Below are 19,878 nucleotides of genomic sequence, written 5' to 3'. Positions count from 1 at the left end.
ACAATGGTTCACCACCCATCCCTATGGGAGCCGCCTTGCCGGCGATGGGGCCTGCGCCTACAACACAACTCTCAAGCATTGCCCCGCGTGATACAGCGAGAACCCGGACTCATAGAACGCCGTGCGCAACGAAGGCGCACTGACCCCGGTCATCGGCGAGAACGGAATCGGCAGGCTGCCCGCCTCCCCCTTGAGCAGGAACTCGGCAAAGGCCCGGCCAATCACCGTGCCGGTGGTATTGCCGCGGCCATTGTAGCCGGTCACCGCCACCAGCCCCGGCGCCGGTTCGAACAGGCGCATCAGGTGGTCGGGGGTGAAGTCGATGCAACCGGTCCAGTGCATCTCCCACTCGACCTTGCCCAGCTCCGGGTAGTAATGGCTCTGGATACGATCGGCCCAGCTGCGCACGAACCACGCCGGCTTGTTGTCGACCCGGCCGAGGCTGCCGAGCAGCAGGCGGCCCTGGTCATCGCGACGGATGCTGCTGAGCACCGTGCGGGTGTCCCACGAGCCCTGGCCGTGCGGCAGCACCTTGTCGGCGGCTGCGCCGTGCAGGGGCTTGGACGCCACCTGGTAGTAGTAGCCACGGAAGAACTGCTTCTGCAGGTTGCTCCAGTCGCCTTCGGTGTAGGCGCCGGTGGAGATCACCACCTTGTCAGCGCGTACCGAGCCGCGTGCGGTCTTCACCCGCCAGGCGTCGCCCTCACGCTCCAGGCCTTCGACCGACGATTGCTGGAACAGCTTGCCACCCAGGCGAGCCACGGCCGAGGCCAGGCCCTGGGTGTAACCCATGGGGTTGATGGTGCCGGCGCGGCGGTCGAGCAGCGCGGCGGAAATCTTGTCGGTACCGCAGTATTCCTGGCATTGGGCGCCGGTCAGCAGCTCGACGTCGGCACCGCGGCGGCGCCACTGTTCATGGCGGGCTTCGAGGTCGGCAATGCCGGTGGCGTTGTGCGCCATGTGCAGGGTGCCTTTGTGCTGGGCCTGACAGTCGATGCCCAGACGCTCGATCATGGCGAAGACTTCGCCCGGGGCATCGCCAAGCACTTTGTTCAGGCGGCTGCCCTGCTTCTGGCCCAGGGTCGCCTCGACGTCGTCGGGGCGGATCCAGGTGCCGGCGTTGACCAGGCCGACGTTGCGTCCGGAGCCGCCGTGGCCGATCTTCCAGGCCTCCAGCAGGATCACCGACTTGCCCTGTTCGAGCAGGTGGATGGCCGCCGACAGGCCGGTGATGCCGCCACCGATCACGCACACATCGGCCTTGTGCTCACCGGCCAGGGCCTGGGCGGCGACGGTCGGTTGGCTGACGTGTTCCCACAAGCATTGTTGACGCAATTCGGACATGGCCGGCTCCAGCATATTGTTCTTGTTGGGGCTGGCGTGCAGCCCATCGCCGGCAAGCCGGCTCCCACAAGGATCGCATGCTCGGCGCGATCACTGTGGGAGCCGGCTTGCCGGCGAACCGGGGGCAGCGCCCCCGGCCATGCAGCATCAGTCGAACACGATACCCTGCGCCAGCGGCAGCTCGCGCGAGTAGTTCACGGTGTTGGTCTGGCGACGCATGTAGCCCTTCCAGGCATCGGAACCCGACTCGCGACCACCGCCGGTTTCCTTCTCGCCACCAAACGCCCCGCCGATCTCGGCACCGCTGGTGCCGATGTTGACGTTGGCAATGCCGCAGTCGCTGCCCGAGGCGCTCTGGAAGCGCTCCGCTTCACGCAGGTCGGTGGTGAAGATGCACGAGGACAGGCCTTGCGGCACTTCGTTGTTCAGGTGCAGCGCTTCTTCGAAGTCGTCGTAGGCCAGCACGTAGAGGATCGGTGCGAAGGTTTCATGGCGCACCACGTCGCTTTGCCCCGGCATCTCGGCAATCGCCGGCGACACGTAGTAGGCATTGGGGTACTGGTCGGCCAGCTGGCGCTCGCCACCGAATACCTGGCCGCCCTCGTCGCGTGCCTTGGCCAGGGCGCCTTGCATGGCGTCGAACGACTGCTTGTCGATCAGCGGGCCGACCAGGTTGTCCTTGCGTGGGTCACCGATGCGCACCTTGGCGTAGGCGGCTTTCACCCGGGCAACCACTTCGTCCTTGATCGAACGGTGCACGATCAGCCGGCGCAGGGTGGTGCAACGCTGGCCTGCGGTGCCCACGGCGGAGAACAGGATGCCGCGCACGGCCAGGTCCAGGTCGGCGCTCGGGGCCAGGATCATGGCATTGTTGCCGCCCAGTTCGAGGATGCTGCGGCCGAAGCGGGCGGCCACGCGTGGGCCGACTTCACGGCCCATGCGGGTGCTGCCGGTGGCGCTGACCAGCGGCACGCGCGGGTCGTCGACCAGCGCTTCGCCGGCTTCACGCCCGCCGATCACCAGTTGCGCCAGGCCAGCCGGGGCGTCGCCGAAGGCTTTCAGGGCTTTTTCGAACAGCGCCTGGCAGGCCAGGGCGGTCAGCGGGGTCTTTTCCGACGGTTTCCAGACCACGGCGTTACCGGCCACCAGCGCCAGGGTGGTATTCCAGGCCCACACCGCCACCGGGAAGTTGAAGGCGCTGATCACGCCGACCACGCCCAGCGGGTGCCAGCTTTCACGCATGTGGTGGCCAGGGCGCTCGGAGGCGATGGTCAGGCCGTACAGCTGGCGCGACAGGCCGACGGCGAAGTCGCAGATGTCGATCATTTCCTGCACTTCGCCCAGGCCTTCCTGGGTGATCTTGCCGGCTTCGATCGACACCAGCTCGCCGAGCTCGGCCTTGTGTGCGCGCAGCACTTCGCCGAACAGGCGCACCAGCTCGCCACGGCGCGGGGCCGGCACGCTGCGCCAGGCTTCGAAGGCGCTGTGGGCCTGATCGATGCGGGCGGTGGTCTCGGCTTTGCCGAGCAGTTTCACCGAGGCGATCTGGCTGCCGTCGATCGGCGTGTGAACAGGGTAGTCGCCCTGGGTGTATTCCGCGGCGGCAACGCCAAGGCGCTCGAGCAATCCAGCAACCATTTGTGCTTCTCCTACATCGGGTGATGGGGTGGAAAAATGATGTGGATCAGTATTAATCCGATCGCACCGGTGCAACAAACGACCTTTATTCCGCATATCATTCCGTCAGGTAATGATTTGAGCCACTGAGACCGCTATGTCCAAACGCCTGGTGCCCTCCATGACCGCCCTGCAGTGCTTCGAAGCTGCGGCCCGTCACCTGAGTTTTACCCGTGCCGCCGAAGAGCTGCACCTGACCCAGAGCGCCGTCAGCAAACAGGTGGCGCAGCTCGAAGACATGCTGCGCCACCACCTGTTCCTGCGTATCCGCCGGCGCCTGCAACTGACTCCGGCGGGCAGCCTGTACCTGGCCGAGGTCAACAAGATCCTCACCCAGGTGGACATGTCCAGCCGCTACGTACTGACCTACGGCGAGCAGACCGAGATATTGAAGGTAGCCACTCAACCGAGTTTTGGCGTGCGCTGGCTGATCCCGCACCTCAAGGGTTTTGGCAAGCGCCACTCGAACATCCACCTGGACATCCGCAACGAAATGGAGCCGTTCGCCTTGCTGCAGGGCTCGGCGGACGTGGTGTTCTTCTATGGGCAGGGCACCTGGCCGGGGGCTACTTGCATCGAGCTGTTCCGCGAGCAAGTGGTGCCGGTGTGCGCGCCGGAGTTGCTGGGCGGGCGTGAACTGCAGGATGCCGGGGAGCTCGCCGAGCTGGTGCTGCTGCAGAGCACGTCGCGGCCCGAGGCCTGGCACGAGTGGTTCCTGGAGCTGGGGTTGCACAGCGTCAGCGCCTACCACGGGCCGCGCTTCGATACCTTCTACATGGCGCTGAGTGCGGCGCAGGCAGGGTGTGGGGTGGCGCTGGTGCCGCGGTACCTGGTGGCCAAGGAGTTGAGCGAGGGGAGCCTGGTCATTCCCTGGAACCATGCGATGAACAGTGCCGGGGCGCATTACCTGGCGTATGCCGAGCACGCGGCTGAAGTGCCCAAGGTACGGGCGCTGGTGGGGTGGATTCGGGAACAGCTGCAGGGTTGAGCATGCTGGGGCCGCCTTGCGGCCCAATCGCCGGCAAGCCGGCTCCTACAGGGTTCTGTGCAAACCTTGAGGTCGATCAAAAAAGGAATGACACAGCCACTTTTTTTCGCTTGTGGCCATAGTGCATTCCCAGCTTTCATGTAAACGTCCGAACCCAACCAGGAAGCTAGCGATGCCCGCCCACGATTTCGTCAGCCCCGACAGCATCCGCGCGCAGTTCTCTGCCGCCATGTCGCTCATGTACAAACAGGAAGTGCCGCTGTACGGCACGCTGCTGGAGCTGGTGAGCGAAATCAACCAGCAGGTCATGGCCCAGCAGCCCGCCGTGGCCGAGGCCCTGCGCTGGACCGGCGAAATCGAGCGCCTGGACCAGGAGCGCCACGGCGCCATCCGCGTCGGCACCGCCGAAGAGCTGGCCACCATCGCCCGGCTGTTCGCGGTCATGGGCATGCAGCCGGTCGGCTATTACGACTTGAGCTCGGCCGGCGTACCGGTGCATTCCACCGCTTTTCGCGCGGTGCATGAGCAGTCGCTGCACATCAGCCCGTTCCGCGTGTTCACCTCGCTGCTGCGCCTGGAACTGATCGACAACCCGCAACTGCGCGAGCTGGCGCAGAGCATCCTGGCCAAGCGCAAGATCTTTACCCCCCGCGCCCTCGACCTGATTGCCCAGCACGAGCGTGACGGCGGCTTGAACGCCACGGATGCCGCGGCTTTCGTACAAGAGGCGCTGCACACCTTCCGCTGGCACCAGGACGCCACCGTCACCGCCGAGCAGTACCAGCAACTGCACGATCAGCACCGCCTGATCGCCGACGTGGTGGCGTTCAAAGGCCCGCACATCAACCACCTGACCCCGCGCACCCTGGACATCGATGCAATCCAGCGCGGCATGCCGGCCAAGGGCATCCCGCCCAAGGCTGTGGTCGAAGGCCCGCCCACCCGCCGGCACCCGATCCTGTTGCGCCAGACTAGCTTCAAGGCGCTGCAGGAAAAGGTCGCGTTCATCGACCAGCAAGGCAGCGAAGGCAGCCACACCGCGCGCTTCGGCGAGATCGAGCAGCGGGGCGCGGCACTCACGCCCAAAGGGCGCCAGCTGTATGACCGCCTGCTCGATGCCACCCGCGCAGCCTTGGGTGGCGTACCTGCCGAGGCCAATGCCGAGCGCTACATGGCGCTGCTGCAGCAGCACTTTGCGCCATTCCCGGATGACCTGGCGCAGATGCGCGAGCAGGGCCTGGCCTACTTCCGCTACTTCGCCACTGAAAAGGGCCTGGCGGCGCGTGACCAGCAAGGCCGCCCGACCACCCTGGCGGGCTTGATCGAGGCAGGCCATGTGCACTTCGAGACGCTGGTGTATGAAGACTTCCTGCCGGTGAGTGCGGCGGGCATCTTCCAGTCCAACCTGGGTGACGAGGCCCAGGCCGAATACGGCAGCAATGCCAACCGCGAGGCGTTCGAGGCGGCGTTGGGGCTGCAGGTGCAGGATGAGCTGGCGCTGTATGCGCAGAGCGAGCAGCGGTCGTTGCAGGCTTGTGCCCAGGCGTTGAACCTGCAGTTGGTGTAGGGCTCAGGATCGCTGGGAGCGCTTTGCGCCCCATTCGCGGGCAAGCCCGCTCCCACAGGGTCACCACAGTTCTTGATTTTTGCGCTGTACCTGTGGGAGCCGGCTTGCCGGCGATAGGGCCCGTTCAGGCAATCAAAGGGCCGGCAGGATTTGCACATCCGGCAGGTTCATCGCCGCCGCCTCTTCCTGCAAGAACGCGCTCAAGCGCCGCAAGCGCTCGCCCCCCGGCCTTGTGCGCGGCCACACCAGGTAGTAGTCCATGCCGCTGGGCACCGCGGTCGGCCAAGGCAGGCTCAGGCGCCCTTGCGCCACATCCTCGGCCACCATCAGCAGGTCGCCCATGGAGATCCCGTAGCCACGGGCCGCAGCGATCATGCCCAGCTCCAGGGTGTCGAACACCTGCCCGCCCTTGAGCGACACCTTGTCGGCCAGGCCCATGCGCTCCAGCCATTCCCGCCAGTCGCGCTTGTCGGGCGTGGGGTGCAGCAGCTCGATGCCGGCCAGCCGGCGCACGTCCAGCGGGCCGTCCTCGAGCAGGTCCGGGGCGCCCACCGGGATCAGCAGCTCGGCAAACAGCGGGCGCACCTCCCACTCCGGCGGAAATACGCCATCGCTGAGCAGCACCGCACAGTCGAACGGCTCCTGGTTGAAGTCGACGTGGTCGACGTCCATCCAGGCGCTGGTCAGTTGCACCTCGTTGCCCGGCTGCAAGTGGCGGAAATGGCTCAACCGCGCCAGCAACCAGCGCATGGTCAAGGTCGAGGGGGCCTTCATGCGCAGGATGTCATCTTCACCGCGCAAGGTATCGCAGGCGCGCTCCAGCGCTGCGAAGCCTTCGCGCACACCGGGCAGCAGCACCCGGGCGGCCTCGGTCAGCTGCAGGCTGCGGCCGCTGCGCACGAACAGGCGGCAGGCGAAGTGGTCCTCGAGGGTGCGGATGTGCCGGCTGACCGCGCTCTGGGTAATCGACAACGCTTCACCGGCACGGGTGAACGAGCTCAGCCGAGCGGCCGCTTCGAATGCGCGCAGCGCATACAGCGGAGGGAGCTGACGGGACATGGGGTACCTGGTATTCGGGGGCAAGATGGGAAAAGCCGGAATCATATATGCATGAGTCCAACTCATGCCAACCATCGCTATTATCCTTTTGTACAAAGCTGACCAAAGCTTCAGAATCCACCCTCGTTCACCGAGTCAGTCACAAGGACACCCCCATGCACGTCGCGCCCACCACAGAACTCAAGGCTTTGCTGCGCCTGGCCGGGCCGCTGATCGCCTCGCAGTTGGCGCACATGCTGATGGTGCTCACCGACACCCTGATGATGGCCCGCATCAGCCCGCAGGCTCTGGCCGGCGGCGGCCTGGGCGCGGCGGGCTATTCGTTCGTGTCGATCTTCTGCCTCGGCGTGATCGCCGCGGTCGGCACGCTGGTGGCCATCCGCAAGGGCGCCAACGACATCGAGGGCGCCACCCGCCTGGCGCAGAATGGCCTGTGGCTGGCCTGGGGCCTGGCGGTGCTGGCCGCGCTGGTGCTGTGGAACCTCAAACCGGTGTTGCTGCTGTTCGGCCAGCAGCCGGAAAACGTCGAATCCGCTGCCCAGTTCCTCACCTTGCTGCCGCTGGCGCTGCCCGGCTACCTGACGTTCATGGCCCTGCGCGGCTTCACCAGCGCCCTGGGCCGCTCGACGCCGGTGATGGTCATCAGCCTGGTCGGCACGGTGCTCAACTACCTGTTCAACCACGCGCTGATCGAGGGCATGTTCGGCCTGCCCAAGCTCGGGCTGATGGGCATCGGCATGGTCACTGCGGTGGTGTCGATGGGCATGGCCATCGCCCTGGCGCTGTACATCCGCTGGCACCCGGCCTACGACGCCTACCCGCTGCGCAAGGGCCTGTCGCGCCCTTCCCTGCCGGCGTTGCGCGAGCTGTGGCGCCTGGGCCTGCCGATTGGTGGCACCTACATGGTGGAGGTCGGCCTGTTCGCCTTCGCCGCCCTGTGCATGGGCGTGCTCGGCAGCACCGAACTGGGCGCCCACCAGATCGCCCTGCAGATCGTCTCCACCGCGTTCATGGTGCCGACCGGCCTTTCGTATGCGGTGACCATGCGCGTGGGCCTGTACTTCGGTGCCGGCAACCTGCTGGCGGCGCGCAGTGCCGGGCGGGTCGGGATCGGCTTTGGCGCGAGCATCATGTTCGGCTTCGCTGCGCTGTTCTGGCTGCTGCCGGAGGCGCTGGTGGGGCTGTTCATCGACCGCCACGACCCGGCGTTCGCGGCGATCTTCCAGCTGGCGGTGCAGCTGCTGATGGTGGCGGCGTGGTTCGAGCTGTTCGATGGCGTGCAGACCATTGCCATGGGCTCGATCCGTGGGCTGAAGGATGCCAAGACCACCTTCCTGATCGGCCTGTGCTGCTATTGGCTGGTCGGGGCGCCGAGTGCCTGGCTGTTCACCTTTACCCTGGGCGGCGGTGCTGTAGGGGTCTGGTGGGGGCTGGCACTGGGGCTGGCGTGCGCTTCGGTGGCGCTGACCCTGGGCTTTGAGTGGCGGATGAAGCGGATGCTGGGCAAGGCCAAGGTTGCGGATGAGGCGGCTGTTTCGGCCTGACTTGGGGCTCCTGTCGCCGGCAAGGGCTGCTGTGGGAGCCGGCTTGCCGGCGATGAGGCCCTAGAGGACGCTTGCGAGCTTGGGCCCTGCCACCTGCTGCAGGTATGCCACCAACTCCTCCACCGGCAGCGGCTTGCTGACCAGAAAGCCCTGCACCTGATCGCAGCCAAAGCCGCGCAGCAAGGCCATCTGCTCCTCACTCTCGACACCTTCGGCCACCACCTCGAGGTTGAGGTTGTGCGCCAGGTTGATCATGGCGTGAACCAGCTTGCGGTTTTCCTCGCGCATTTCCATTTCGGCGACGAAGCTGCGGTCCACCTTGAGCAGGGTGATCGGCAGGCTGTTCAGGTGCACGAACGAAGAGAAGCCGGTGCCGAAATCATCCAGCGAGAAGCGCACGCCCAGGCGCCCCAAGGCGTCCATGGTCTGGCGCACCAGCTCGTTGCGGCGCATCACGGCGGTTTCGGTCAGCTCGAATTCCAGCCAGCGGGCGTCGACGCCGTGCTCGATGATCAGCCGGCTCAAGGTGGCCAGCAGCTGGCTGTCCTGGAACTGGCGGAAGCTCAGGTTCACCGCCATGTGCAGGGGCTCCAGCCCGCTTTCGCGCAGGGCCTGCATGTCGCGCAGGGCGCGCGAGATGACCCAGTAGCCCAGCGGCACGATCAGCCCGCTCTGTTCGGCCAGCGGCACGAATTCGCTCGGCGGCAGCAGCCCGCGCTCGGCATGGCGCCAGCGCACCAGCGCCTCCAGGCCGACGATGCGCCCATCGGCGAGGTTCAGCCGCGGCTGGTAGTGCAGCTCCAGCTCGTCGCGGCGCAAAGCCCGGCGCAGTTCGCTTTCAAGGTCCGCCAGGCTGCGGGCGTTGCGGTTGATCCGCTCGTTGAATACATGGAAGTTGCAGCCCTGGCTGCTCTTGGCCTGGCGCATGGCGATGTGCGCGTGCCACATCAGCGGGTCGGCGCCGCCCTGGGCGCGGGCATGGGCGATGCCCAGGCTGCAGCCGAGCAACAGGCTTTCGCCATCGATCCAGTACGGCTCGGCCAGGGCCTCGACGATGCGTTCGGCGATCCACTCGGCGCGGTTGGCATCGCGGCGGGTGTCGATCAGCAAGGCGAACTCGTCACTGCCCAGGCGCGCCAGCTGGTCGCCCGCTTCCAGTTGCAGCTTGAGCCGCGACACCACCTGCAGGATCAGGCGGTCGCCGCCCTGGTGGCCGAGGGCGTCATTGACGTGGCGGAAGTTGTCCAGGTCCAGGTGGCCAAGGGCAACGCCGCGGCCTTCGTTCTCGGCCAGGCGCGCGGTGAGCAAGGCCTGGAAGCCCTGGCGGTTGGCGATACCGGTGAGGGGGTCTTGCTCGGCCAGGCGCTGCAAGGTGGCCACCAGCACGCCGCGCTCGCGCACGTGGCGCAGGCAGCGGCGCAGGGCGTCGGCATTGAGCTGGCCCAGCACCAGCCAGTCGCTGACGCCGGTTGGTGGCAGCGCTGGCTCATGGTCGAGCAAAAGGATGGTCGGCAAGTCGCAACGCCCCGGCGCCGGCTGCAGGGCCGGGGTCGCCAGGATCACCGCCTGGCGGTCGTGACTGAACAGGCTATCGACCGCGGCCCAGTTCGGTGCGGTCAGCAATACCGCCGTGTCGCCCAGCGGCAACAGGCACTCGCGCAGCAAGGCAGCCCATTCCGGCTCATCAGCCAACAACAGCAAACGCAGAGGTTCGACAGGCGTGGACAAGCGGGCTCCTTAGGGCTTGAACGGTGACACGGGGGAGGTCGGCTATGCTACTGCATAAATGAAAATGATTTTCACTTTTAGACATATCCCTGCCCACAGCGTACCGACGCATTTTGACGTGCATCCTGCGCGAAAGTCGCGAAACCGGCAAATCCGATTTTTTCCATGAATAGCATTAGTCTGGCTAATGCTATGCGTCGATAAAACGTTGACTCAGACGTCAGACGGTCGCGCCACAACCGCCCCATGCCTGTTAGAATGCGCGGCTATTTTCTGGCGACCCCCGGTTTCTAGCATGTCCCGACTCAATCCCAGGCAACAGGAAGCCCGTGACTACGTCGGCGGCCCTCTTTTGGTGCTCGCCGGTGCAGGCTCCGGCAAGACCAGCGTGATCACGCGCAAGATTGCCCACCTCATCCAGAACTGCGGCATTCGTGCCCAGTACATCGTGGCGATGACCTTCACCAACAAGGCCGCGCGCGAGATGAAGGAGCGGGTCGGCACCCTGCTGCGCCCAGGGGAAGGCCGGGGCCTCACGGTGTGCACCTTCCACAACCTGGGCCTGAACATCATCCGCAAGGAGCACGACAAGCTGGGCTACAAGCCGGGCTTCTCGATCTTCGACGAGTCCGACATCAAGGCGCTGCTGTCGGACATCATGCAGAAGGAATACTCCGGCGACGACGGCATCGACGAGATCAAGAACATGATCGGTGCCTGGAAGAACGACCTGATCCTCCCCGCCGAAGCCCTGGAAAAAGCCCGCAACCCGCGCGAGCAGACCGCCGCCATCGTCTACACCCACTACCAGCGCACGCTCAAGGCGTTCAACGCGGTGGACTTCGACGACCTGATCCTGCAGCCGGTCAAGCTGTTCCAGGAGCACCCCGAGGTGCTCGAGCGCTGGCAGAACCGCGTGCGCTACCTGCTGGTGGACGAATACCAGGACACCAACGCCAGCCAGTACCTGCTGGTGAAGATGCTGATCGGCATGCGCAACCAGTTCACCGTGGTGGGCGACGACGACCAGTCGATCTACGCCTGGCGTGGCGCCCGCCCGGAAAACCTCATGCTGCTCAAGGAGGACTACCCCTCCCTGAAGATCGTCATGCTCGAGCAGAACTACCGCTCCACCAGCCGCATCCTGCGCTGCGCCAACGTGTTGATCGCCAACAACCCGCACGCGTTCGAGAAACAGCTGTGGAGCGAGATGGGCGTGGGCGACGAGATCCGCGTGATCCGCTGCAAGAACGAGGAAGCCGAGGCCGAGCGCGTGGCCATGGAAATCCTCACCCTGCACCTGCGCACCAACCGCCCGTACAGCGACTTCGCCATCCTCTACCGCGGCAACTACCAGGCCAAGCTGATCGAACTGAAGCTGCAGCACCACCAGGTGCCCTATCGCCTGTCCGGCGGCAACAGCTTCTTCGGCCGCCAGGAGGTCAAGGACCTCATGGCCTACCTGCGCCTGCTGGTGAACCCCGACGACGACAACGCCTACCTGCGGGTGATCAACGTGCCGCGCCGCGAGATCGGCTCGACCACCCTGGAAAAGCTCGGCAACTACGCCACCGAGCGCGGCATCTCGATGTACGCCGCCAGCGAGGAAATGGGCCTGGGCGAACACCTGGACGCCCGCTACACCGAGCGCCTGCAGCGCTTCAAGCACTGGCTCGACGGGGTGCGCCACAAGGTTGCCCTGGAAGACCCGATCGCCGCGCTGCACGAGATGATCCGCGACATCGACTACGAAAACTGGATCCGCCAGCAGACCGCCAGCGACAAGGCGGCGGAGTTTCGCATCAGCAACGTCTGGTTCCTGGTCGAAGCACTGAAGAACACCCTCGAGAAGGATGAAGAGGGTGACATGACCATCGAGGACGCCATCGGCAAGCTGGTGTTGCGTGACATGCTCGAGCGTCAGCAGGAAGAGGAAGAAAACGCCGAAGGCGTGCAGATGATGACCCTGCATGCCTCCAAGGGCCTGGAATTCCCCTACGTGTTCATCATGGGCATGGAGGAGGAAATCCTCCCCCACCGCTCGAGCATCGAGGCCGACACCATCGAAGAGGAACGCCGCCTGGCCTACGTGGGCATCACCCGCGCGCGCCAGACCCTGGCCTTCACCTTCGCGGCCAAGCGCAAGCAGTACGGCGAAATCATCGACTGCACGCCCAGCCGGTTCCTCGACGAACTGCCGCCGGACGACCTGGCCTGGGAAGGCCTGGACGATGCGCCAGTGGAAGTGAAAGCCGCGCGCGGCAACAACGCCCTGGCCGATATCCGGGCAATGCTCAAACGCTGATCAACCATTACTCTTTAACTTTGCCGCTATTTGCGGCCACCTTTGCTACATCGAGGAAACAACAGTGGAAGCACTGCAGCAGAAGATTCGCGAAGAAGGCATCGTGCTTTCCGATCAGGTTCTCAAAGTCGATGCGTTTCTCAACCACCAGATCGACCCTGCGCTGATGCAGCTGATCGGTGACGAGTTCGCCCGCCTGTTCGCCGATGCCGGCGTGACCAAGATCGTCACCATCGAAGCGTCGGGCATCGCCCCGGCGGTGATGACCGGCCTGAAGCTGGGCGTGCCGGTGATCTTCGCGCGCAAGCACCAGTCGCTGACCCTGACCGAGAACCTGCTGACTGCCACGGTGTACTCCTTCACCAAGCAGACCGAGAACACCGTGGCCATCTCGCCGCGCCACCTCAACAGCAGCGACCGCGTCCTGGTGATCGACGACTTCCTGGCCAACGGCAAGGCGTCGCAGGCACTGATCTCGATCATCAAGCAGGCCGGCGCCACCGTGGCGGGCCTGGGTATCGTCATCGAGAAGTCGTTCCAGGGCGGCCGTGCCGAGCTGGACAGCCAGGGCTACCGCGTTGAATCGCTGGCTCGGGTGAAGTCGCTGGAAGGTGGCGTGGTTACCTTCATCGAGTGATGGCTTTTGGGGCCGCTTTGCGGCCCTTTCGCGACACAAGGCCGCTCCTACAGCCCTCCTGTAGGAGCGGCCTTGTGTCGCGAAAGGGCTGCTAAGCAGCCCCGGCACTCACCGGGTCGCCGCCAACCCCGCCAGCAGCAACCGCTGGTAAAGCTCTTCCTTCAACCCCTGCGGATCATCCAGCCGCATCCGCGCCAAGTGCGCCACATAGCCCTCAGGCCCCGGTGCATCCAGCGCCGCCTTGCCCAACTCCAGCACCTCGCTGAGCTTGAACTTGCTCTTCAGCCAGTTCAGCGCCCGCAACAGGTCCCGTTCTTCTGCCGTGAAGTCAGTGCCCAGCGGATATTCCGGGAACAGACGTGCATGCCGCGCCCGTATGGCCTCCAGCCGCTCTGGGGTGTTATCCGTGAACCGCGCATCCAACTGGAAATCCCTCGCCAGCTTGCCAGCCCTCTTGGCCTGCTCGATCAGCTCTGCCTGGAAACGCGAATCACTGATCGCCAGCAACCGTGCAATCACCTCGCTGTCGGTTTGCCCGCGCAGGTCGGCGATGCCGTACTCGGTCACCACGATATCGCGCAGGTGCCGGGGGATGGTGCAGTGGCCGTAGGCCCAGAGCAGGTTGGAGCTCACCTCGCCGCCCGCCTCGCGCCAGCTGCGCAGCAGCAGTATCGAGCGCCCCCCTTCCAGGGCGTGGCCCTGGGCGACGAAGTTGTATTGGCCACCGACGCCGCTGAGCACGCGGCCGTCTTCGAGCTGGTCCGCCACACCGGCGCCCAGCAGGGTCATGGTGAACACGGTGTTGATGAAGCGTGCATCGCGGCGCTGGCGGCGCTTGAGCGCTTCCTGCCCGTACAGCTCGTTGATGAAGCTGATGCGCGTCATGGCGAAGCGTTCGCGCTGCTCCAGCGGCATCTCCCGCAGCCGCTGGTAGAACGCCCGCGGGCCAAGGAAGAAGCCGCCATGCACCAGCACCCCGCGCTCGTCTGCCGGGCGCCGCACCACGCCGGCCTCGGCCAGCGCCAGCAGGCCGTTGACGAACATTTCGCTGCAGCCGTACAGGCCCTGGGCGAAGGGTGCCAGGCCACCTTCGCGATCGATCAGCGCCTGCCACGGGCCCACGTCCAGCTCATCCAGCAAGGCCCGGTAGCCGCCATTGTCGCCCTGGCGCGCCAGCAGCGCGGCAGCGACGGCATCGCCCATGGCGCCGATGCCGATCTGCAAGGTGCCGCCATCGCGCACCAGCGAGCTGGCATGCAGGCCGATGCAATGGTCCTGGGTGGTGACCGGCATGTTCGGCGTGGAGAACAGGCGCCGCTGCTCCACCTCATCGATCAGCAGGTCGAACGCATCGATCGGCAGCTCGGCGTCACCGGGCATGTACGGCAGCTCGGCGTGGACCTGGCCGAGCATGAGGATGGTTTCGCCGGCGGCGCGGCGCTTGGCGATCATCGGCAGCAGGTCGAGGGTGATGTCGGGGTTGCAGGCCAGGCTCAGGTGCACGGGCTTGTCCGGCGCCGCGGCCACCAGCTGGGCGACCAGGTTCAGGCCCTTGGCGTTGATGTCGCGGGCTGCGTGGCTGTAGTTGCTGCTGACGTAGTCCTGTTGCGCGGCGTCGCTGTGCAGCAGGCTGCCGGGCTGCATGAAGAACTGCTCGACGCGGATGTTCGGCGGCAGGCTGTCGTTGCGCAGGTCGGCGAGGTAGTCGAGCTCTTGGTAGTCGGCGAATACGCGTTCGATGAAGGGTTCGAGAAAGCGCCGCTGCAGGCCATCGCCCAGGGGCGGGCGGCCGAGGCTGAGGGCGGTGTAGAGGGTCAGGCGGCGCTCGGGCAGTTGGCGAACGCGCTGGTACAGGGCATTGACGAAGGCATTGGGTTTGCCAAGGCCCAGGGGCAGGCCCATGTGGATGTGGGCTGGCAGGCGCGACAGCACTTGCTCGACGGCCTTGTCGATGGAGCAAAGGTGCATCTTGGCCTCCTGAGTTTGCGTAGGGTCAGGGCGTTTGACATGAGGCCGAGCTCATTCGTTGCCTGAACCGGCTTCATCGCCGGCAAGCCGGCTCCCACAGGTACTGCACAAGCCTCAAGGTACCCTGTGGGAGCCTGCTTGCCGGCGATGAGGCCAGCGCAGACAACGCAAAAACAAAGCCCGCCAAAAAAGGCGGGCCTCGTGCAATTCGATGGCAGCTTACAACCCGGACATCTTCTTGATTGCCCCTTTCAGGTCATCATCCGAGCAGTCCGCACAGGTGCCCTTCGGCGGCATGGCGTTGATCCCGGTAATGGCCTTGGCCAAGATGCCATCGAGGCCGCCCTGGTGATCGGCACGCTCTTTCCACGCCGCGGTGTCGCCAATCTTCGGCGCGCCCAGAAGGCCCGTGCCATGGCAGGCATTGCAATGCTTGGCGATGACATCATCCGGCGTCTTGGCGCCGCCACCCCCGCTCGCCGCGGCGGCCACTTCCATGCCCTTGCACTCCTGGCCCTGGACACACACCTGGCCAACCGGCTCCAGCCGTTTGGCAAGTTCATCGTTGGTCGCTGCGGTTGCGCTCAGTGCCCAAAGGGCGAATACGGCTGCTGGTACGGCCAGCATCTTCTTGATTTGGTTCACGCGTACACCCTCATGGTGGCTAATCACGCCCGCGGCCACGGTAATGCGAGCGTTGAAAAGTATAGCGGCAACCTGGAAGCCGTGAAACGACCCCACTGGGGAAAGGGGTATTGCAACAGCAATGCACTGCGCTGGATCAAAAATTCGACGGCGTGGCGGCGCTGATCAGCCGGGCAGGCTGGTCGAACGGGTTGCGAAAGCGGTGCGGGCGGGTGCTTTCGAAGTAGTAGCTGTCGCCTTCTTCGAGGACGAAGATTTCGTTGCCCACCACCAGCTCCAGGCGGCCTTCGAGGAGGATGCCGGTTTCCTCGCCATCGTGGGTGAGCATCTCTGCGCCGGTGTCGGCACCCGGCGGGTACACCTCGGTCAGAAACGCAATGGCCCGGTTGGGGTGCGACTTGCCCACCAGCTTCATGGTCACCGCGCCGTCCGAGATGTCGATCAGCTCGTGGGCCTTGTAGACGATCTGGGTGGGGCTTTCAGGTTCCAGCTCGACCGAAAAGAACTCGACCATGGACATGGGAATGCCGCTGAGCACCTTGCGCAGTGAGCTGATCGAGGGGCTGACGCTGTTTTTCTCGATCATCGAGATGGTGCTGTTGGTCACACCCGCACGCTTGGCGAGTTCACGCTGGGACAGGCCCTTGAGCTTGCGGATGGCTTGCAGTCGTTCGCCGACGTCCAAAGCTGGAGCCTCCTGAAACGGTGTGATGGGGGGTGGATGTGAACGATATCATGGCAATGCCGTTCAGTATTTACAACACACCGCCCCTCACGCTGTCCGCATCGGCGCCTTATTCGCCGTAATAGTCCAGCGGCACGCGTTTCAGGTTGCAGAAGATCTGGTAGGGAATGGTCCCGGCATGCATGGCCACTTCGCTGGCCAGCACCTGCTTGCCCCACAGCTCGACCGGGCTGCCGACGGTGGCTTCGGGCACATCGGTGAGGTCGATGCAGAGCATGTCCATCGACACCCGGCCGATCAGCTGGCTGCGCTTGCCGGCGACCATCACCGGCGTGCCGGTGGGTGCCTGGCGCGGGTAGCCGTCGGCATAGCCCATGGCGACCACGCCCACGCGGGTGGGGCGCGGGCTGATGAACTTGGCGCCATAGCCCACCGGCTCGCCGGCAGGCAGTTCACGCACGCTGATCACCCGCGATTGCAGGGTCATCACCGGCTGCAGGCGCTCGGCCTGGGCCTGCTCGACTTCGAAGGGCGTGGCGCCGTACAGCATGATGCCGGGGCGTACCCAGTCGCTCGGGGCCTGTGGCCAAGCCAGCACGCCCGGGGAGTTGCGCAGGCTGCACTCGGCGGCAAGGCCCTGGCGAGCAGCGTCGAACACGGCGATCTGCTGGGCGGTGGCATCGGCGTCGAGCTCGTCGGCGCGGGCGAAGTGGCTCATCAGCACGATGCGCGAGACCTTGCCGCTGGCCAGCAGGCGCTGGTAGCTGTCGTGATAATCCTTGGGGTGCAGGCCCACCCGGTGCATGCCACTGTCGAGCTTGAGCCAGATGGTCAGCGGCTTGCTCACCTGGGTTTTCTCGATGGCCTCCAGCTGCCACAGCGAATGCACCACGCACCACAGGTCATGCTCGGCGATCAGCGCCAGTTCGCTGGCTTCGAAAAAGCCTTCGAGCAGCAGCACCGGCGCCTTGATGCCGGCCGCGCGCAGTTCCAGGGCTTCTTCGATGCAGGCCACGGCAAAGCCGTCGGCTTCGGTTTCCAGGGCCAGGGCGCAGCGCACGGCGCCATGGCCGTAGGCGTCGGCCTTGATCACGGCGAGGGCTTTGGCGCCGGTCAGTTCACGGGCAAGGCGGTAGTTGTGGCGCAGGGCCTGGAGGTCGATCAGGGCACGGGCGGGACGCATGGCGGCAGCCTTATGGTGGTTCGGGTTGAAAACGGTGTGGTGTTCATCGCCGGCAAGCCGGCTCCTACAGAAGCCGGCTTGCTGGCGATGAGGCCGGAGCAGCCGCCTTACTGCTGGTGAGCAGGCGCGGTCTGGCCGTGCTTGGCCACTTCCGGGCTGTTGCCGTAACGGGAAATGTCCAGGCCTTCGGCACTGATCTGCGGCTTCTTGCGCGCAATCAGGTCGGCCAGCAGGCGACCGGAACCACAGGCCATGGTCCAACCCAGCGTACCGTGGCCGGTGTTGAGGAACAGGTTGCGGAACGCGGTGGCACCCACGATCGGCGTACCGTCCGGGGTGGCCGGGCGCAGGCCGGTCCAGAAGCTGGCCTGGCTCAGGTCGCCGCCGCGAGGATAAAGGTCGTTGACGATCATCTCCAGCGTTTCGCGCCGCGCCGGGTTCAGCGACAGGTCAAAACCGGCGATCTCCGCCATGCCGCCCACCCGGATGCGGTTGTCGAAACGGGTGATGGCGACCTTGTAGGTCTCATCGAGGATGGTCGAGGTCGGGGCCATGTCGGCGTTGGTGATCGGCACGGTCAGCGAGTAACCCTTGAGCGGGTACACCGGCGCCTTGATGCCCAGCGGCTTGAGCATCTGCGGCGAGTAGCTGCCCAGGGCCAGCACGTAGCGGTCGGCGGTTTCCAGTTTGCCGTCGATCCACACGCCATTGATGCGATCGCCGGCGAAGTCCAGGCGCTGGATGTCCTGGCCGAAGCGGAACTCGACGCCCAGCTTCAGGGCCATGTCGGCAAGCTTGGTGGTGAACAGCTGGCAGTCGCCGGTCTGATCGTTGGGCAGGCGCAGTGCGCCGGCGAGGATACCCTTCACCCCGGCCAGGGCCGGTTCGACGCGGGCAATGCCGTCGCGGTCGAGCAGCTCGTAGGGCACGCCCGATTGCTCGAGCACGGCGATGTCCTTGGCCGCGGCGTCTACCTGGGCCTGGGTGCGGAACAGCTGGGTGGTGCCGAGGCTGCGGTTTTCGTAGGCGATGCCGGTTTCGGCGCGCAGTTCGTCGAGGCAGTCGCGGCTGTATTCGGACAGGCGCACCATGCGCTCCTTGTTCACCGCGTAACGGCTGGCGGTGCAGTTGCGCAGCATCTGCGCCATCCACAGGTACTGGTCGACGTCGCCGGTGAGCTTGATGGCCAAAGGCGCATGGCGCTCGAGCAGCCACTTGATGGCCTTCAGCGGTACGCCTGGGGCAGCCCAGGGCGAGGCATAGCCGGGCGAGATCTGGCCTGCGTTGGCGAAGCTGGTTTCCATGGCCACCGCCGGCTGGCGGTCGACCACGGTCACTTCAAAACCTTGCCTGGCCAGATAATAGGCACTGGCGGTTCCGATTACACCGCTACCAAGTACCAGAACTCGCATCGTTTATCCCTCGCACGCGGATTACCGCAAAATTTTGTTGATATGGCATGGATGCGCGCAGTATATGAATTCGAAGCCAGTGCAATTCACTATATAAAAGCCTATATTTGGCGAGAATTCTTGGCAAAAACGCCTTTCACGGAGGGGCATCCCCTATGAGAACCCAGCACCAGAGCAAGCGTGAACTGGACAAGATCGACCGCAACATTCTGCGGATTCTGCAGAATGACGGGCGCATTTCCTTCACCGAGCTGGGCGAGAAAGTTGGGCTTTCCACCACCCCTTGCACCGAGCGCGTCCGCCGCCTGGAGCGCGAGGGCATCATCATGGGCTACAACGCCCGGCTCAATCCGCAGCACCTGAAGGGCAGCCTGCTGGTGTTCGTGGAAATCAGCCTGGACTACAAGTCGGGGGACACCTTCGAGGAGTTCCGCCGCGCGGTGCTCAAGCTGCCCCATGTACTGGAATGCCACCTGGTATCGGGCGATTTCGACTACCTGGTGAAAGCGCGTATCTCGGAAATGGCCTCGTACCGCAAGCTGCTCGGCGACATCCTGCTGAAGCTGCCGCACGTGCGCGAGTCGAAGAGCTACATCGTGATGGAGGAGGTAAAGGAGAGCCTCTGCCTGCCGATCCCGGACTGACCCTAGACCAGCACCTGGCGGGTGCTGGCGATGAACCGGTGGACGATCAGCTCGGCCTGTGGCTCGAGCATCTGTTCAGGGCCGCGGCCACGGGGGCAGGCCATGCTCGGCGTGGTGCCGAACAGGCGGCAGATCATCGGCCGCTCCTCATAGACCGTGCAGCCGTTGGGGCCCAGGTGCACGCAATCCAGGCGCTCCAGCGCGGCGTCCTGCTCGGCTTGGGTCTTGCGCGGCAGGCGGGCCATTTCTTCCGTCGAGGTGGTGACCGGGCCGCAGCAGTCATGGCAGCCGGGCTCGCACTCGAATGAAGGGATGAGTTCGCGCAGGAACTGGATCTTGTGGCGGTTGCAGGACATGGCGGGGTACAGATTGAAGGGTGAGGGTGAATTATAGGGCCAATCGCCGGCAAGCCGGCTCCCACAAGTAGCCCGCTGGTCTCAGAGAAGGTGATGGTCCTATGGGAGCTGGCTTGCCAGCGATGAGGCCTGTTGC

The 19,878-nt window shown here is 65.1% G+C and carries 16 protein-coding genes; 6 read left to right on the top strand and 10 right to left on the bottom strand.

Going from position 1 to position 19,878, the window contains the following annotated elements:
• Window positions 1–57: 57 nt before the first annotated feature.
• A complete protein-coding gene (locus tag ACIPG5_RS09570; RefSeq protein ID WP_401374548.1) occupies window positions 58–1,344 on the bottom strand; it encodes an NAD(P)/FAD-dependent oxidoreductase in 1,287 nt (428 codons plus the stop codon).
• 147 nt (window positions 1,345–1,491) lie between these two features.
• A complete protein-coding gene (locus ACIPG5_RS09565) occupies window positions 1,492–2,982 on the bottom strand; it encodes an aldehyde dehydrogenase family protein (RefSeq protein ID WP_401374546.1) in 1,491 nt (496 codons plus the stop codon).
• 136 nt (window positions 2,983–3,118) lie between these two features.
• Here ACIPG5_RS09565 and ACIPG5_RS09560 point away from each other — a divergent pair, with 136 nt between their 5' ends.
• On the top strand, window positions 3,119–4,009 hold the full coding sequence (locus ACIPG5_RS09560; protein WP_401374543.1) for a LysR family transcriptional regulator: 891 nt from the start codon (window positions 3,119–3,121) through the stop codon (window positions 4,007–4,009).
• Window positions 4,010–4,181: 172 nt separating this feature from the next.
• Complete coding sequence (locus ACIPG5_RS09555; protein ID WP_401374541.1) at window positions 4,182–5,576, top strand: VOC family protein; 1,395 nt, start codon at window positions 4,182–4,184, stop codon at window positions 5,574–5,576.
• Between the two features lie 132 nt (window positions 5,577–5,708).
• On the opposite strand, the gene ACIPG5_RS09550 is transcribed toward ACIPG5_RS09555, so the two are convergent.
• On the bottom strand, window positions 5,709–6,635 hold the full coding sequence (locus tag ACIPG5_RS09550) for a LysR substrate-binding domain-containing protein (protein ID WP_176511353.1): 927 nt from the start codon (window positions 6,633–6,635) through the stop codon (window positions 5,709–5,711).
• 155 nt (window positions 6,636–6,790) lie between these two features.
• Here ACIPG5_RS09550 and ACIPG5_RS09545 point away from each other — a divergent pair, with 155 nt between their 5' ends.
• Complete coding sequence (locus tag ACIPG5_RS09545; protein WP_401374538.1) at window positions 6,791–8,179, top strand: NorM family multidrug efflux MATE transporter; 1,389 nt, start codon at window positions 6,791–6,793, stop codon at window positions 8,177–8,179.
• A 60-nt stretch (window positions 8,180–8,239) separates the two neighbouring features.
• Here the strand turns inward: ACIPG5_RS09545 and ACIPG5_RS09540 are convergent, their stop codons facing one another.
• The gene (locus ACIPG5_RS09540; RefSeq protein WP_401374535.1) at window positions 8,240–9,907 is read right to left on the bottom strand and encodes a putative bifunctional diguanylate cyclase/phosphodiesterase; all 1,668 of its coding nucleotides are present in this window, start codon (window positions 9,905–9,907) and stop codon (window positions 8,240–8,242) included.
• Window positions 9,908–10,202: 295 nt separating this feature from the next.
• On the opposite strand from ACIPG5_RS09540, the gene rep reads away from it, so the two are divergent.
• Together rep and ACIPG5_RS09530 are read left to right on the top strand one after the other, a co-directional pair.
• Window positions 10,203–12,212 (top strand): DNA helicase Rep, encoded by a 2,010-nt coding sequence (rep, locus tag ACIPG5_RS09535; RefSeq protein WP_176511350.1) that lies wholly within the window; start codon window positions 10,203–10,205, stop codon window positions 12,210–12,212.
• Window positions 12,213–12,276: 64 nt separating this feature from the next.
• On the top strand, window positions 12,277–12,849 hold the full coding sequence (locus ACIPG5_RS09530; RefSeq protein WP_008092892.1) for a xanthine phosphoribosyltransferase: 573 nt from the start codon (window positions 12,277–12,279) through the stop codon (window positions 12,847–12,849).
• Window positions 12,850–12,957: 108 nt separating this feature from the next.
• On the opposite strand, the gene ACIPG5_RS09525 is transcribed toward ACIPG5_RS09530, so the two are convergent.
• The 5 genes from ACIPG5_RS09525 to dadA all read right to left on the bottom strand — a co-directional run bounded on the left by ACIPG5_RS09525 (window position 12,958) and on the right by dadA (window position 18,742).
• On the bottom strand, window positions 12,958–14,817 hold the full coding sequence (locus ACIPG5_RS09525) for an acetyl-CoA hydrolase/transferase C-terminal domain-containing protein (protein ID WP_401374532.1): 1,860 nt from the start codon (window positions 14,815–14,817) through the stop codon (window positions 12,958–12,960).
• A 219-nt stretch (window positions 14,818–15,036) separates the two neighbouring features.
• Window positions 15,037–15,462: a cytochrome c5 family protein gene (locus tag ACIPG5_RS09520; RefSeq protein WP_176511434.1), complete on the bottom strand. Its 426-nt coding sequence runs from the start codon at window positions 15,460–15,462 to the stop codon at window positions 15,037–15,039.
• A 136-nt stretch (window positions 15,463–15,598) separates the two neighbouring features.
• Window positions 15,599–16,147 carry a cupin domain-containing protein gene (locus ACIPG5_RS09515; protein WP_021785230.1) on the bottom strand — a complete coding sequence of 183 codons (549 nt, stop codon included), beginning with the start codon at window positions 16,145–16,147 and terminating at the stop codon, window positions 15,599–15,601.
• A 109-nt stretch (window positions 16,148–16,256) separates the two neighbouring features.
• Window positions 16,257–17,330, bottom strand: coding sequence for an alanine racemase (gene alr, locus ACIPG5_RS09510; RefSeq protein WP_176511348.1), 1,074 nt, complete (start codon window positions 17,328–17,330; stop codon window positions 16,257–16,259).
• Between the two features lie 107 nt (window positions 17,331–17,437).
• Complete coding sequence (dadA, locus tag ACIPG5_RS09505) at window positions 17,438–18,742, bottom strand: D-amino acid dehydrogenase (RefSeq protein ID WP_176511347.1); 1,305 nt, start codon at window positions 18,740–18,742, stop codon at window positions 17,438–17,440.
• 155 nt (window positions 18,743–18,897) lie between these two features.
• On the opposite strand from dadA, the gene dadR reads away from it, so the two are divergent.
• Window positions 18,898–19,386 carry a transcriptional regulator DadR gene (gene dadR / locus ACIPG5_RS09500; RefSeq protein ID WP_003258963.1) on the top strand — a complete coding sequence of 163 codons (489 nt, stop codon included), beginning with the start codon at window positions 18,898–18,900 and terminating at the stop codon, window positions 19,384–19,386.
• A 2-nt stretch (window positions 19,387–19,388) separates the two neighbouring features.
• Here dadR and ACIPG5_RS09495 read toward each other — a convergent pair whose 3' ends face one another.
• The gene (locus tag ACIPG5_RS09495; RefSeq protein WP_176511346.1) at window positions 19,389–19,742 is read right to left on the bottom strand and encodes a YkgJ family cysteine cluster protein; all 354 of its coding nucleotides are present in this window, start codon (window positions 19,740–19,742) and stop codon (window positions 19,389–19,391) included.
• Window positions 19,743–19,878 lie beyond the last annotated feature (136 nt).

It is taken from the genome of Pseudomonas sp. NPDC087029 (genome assembly GCF_044745345.1).
Lineage (GTDB): Bacteria > Pseudomonadota > Gammaproteobacteria > Pseudomonadales > Pseudomonadaceae > Aquipseudomonas > Aquipseudomonas faucium.
Note: the sequence above shows the minus strand (reverse complement) of the source record. Positions and strands in the feature narration are given on the sequence as shown.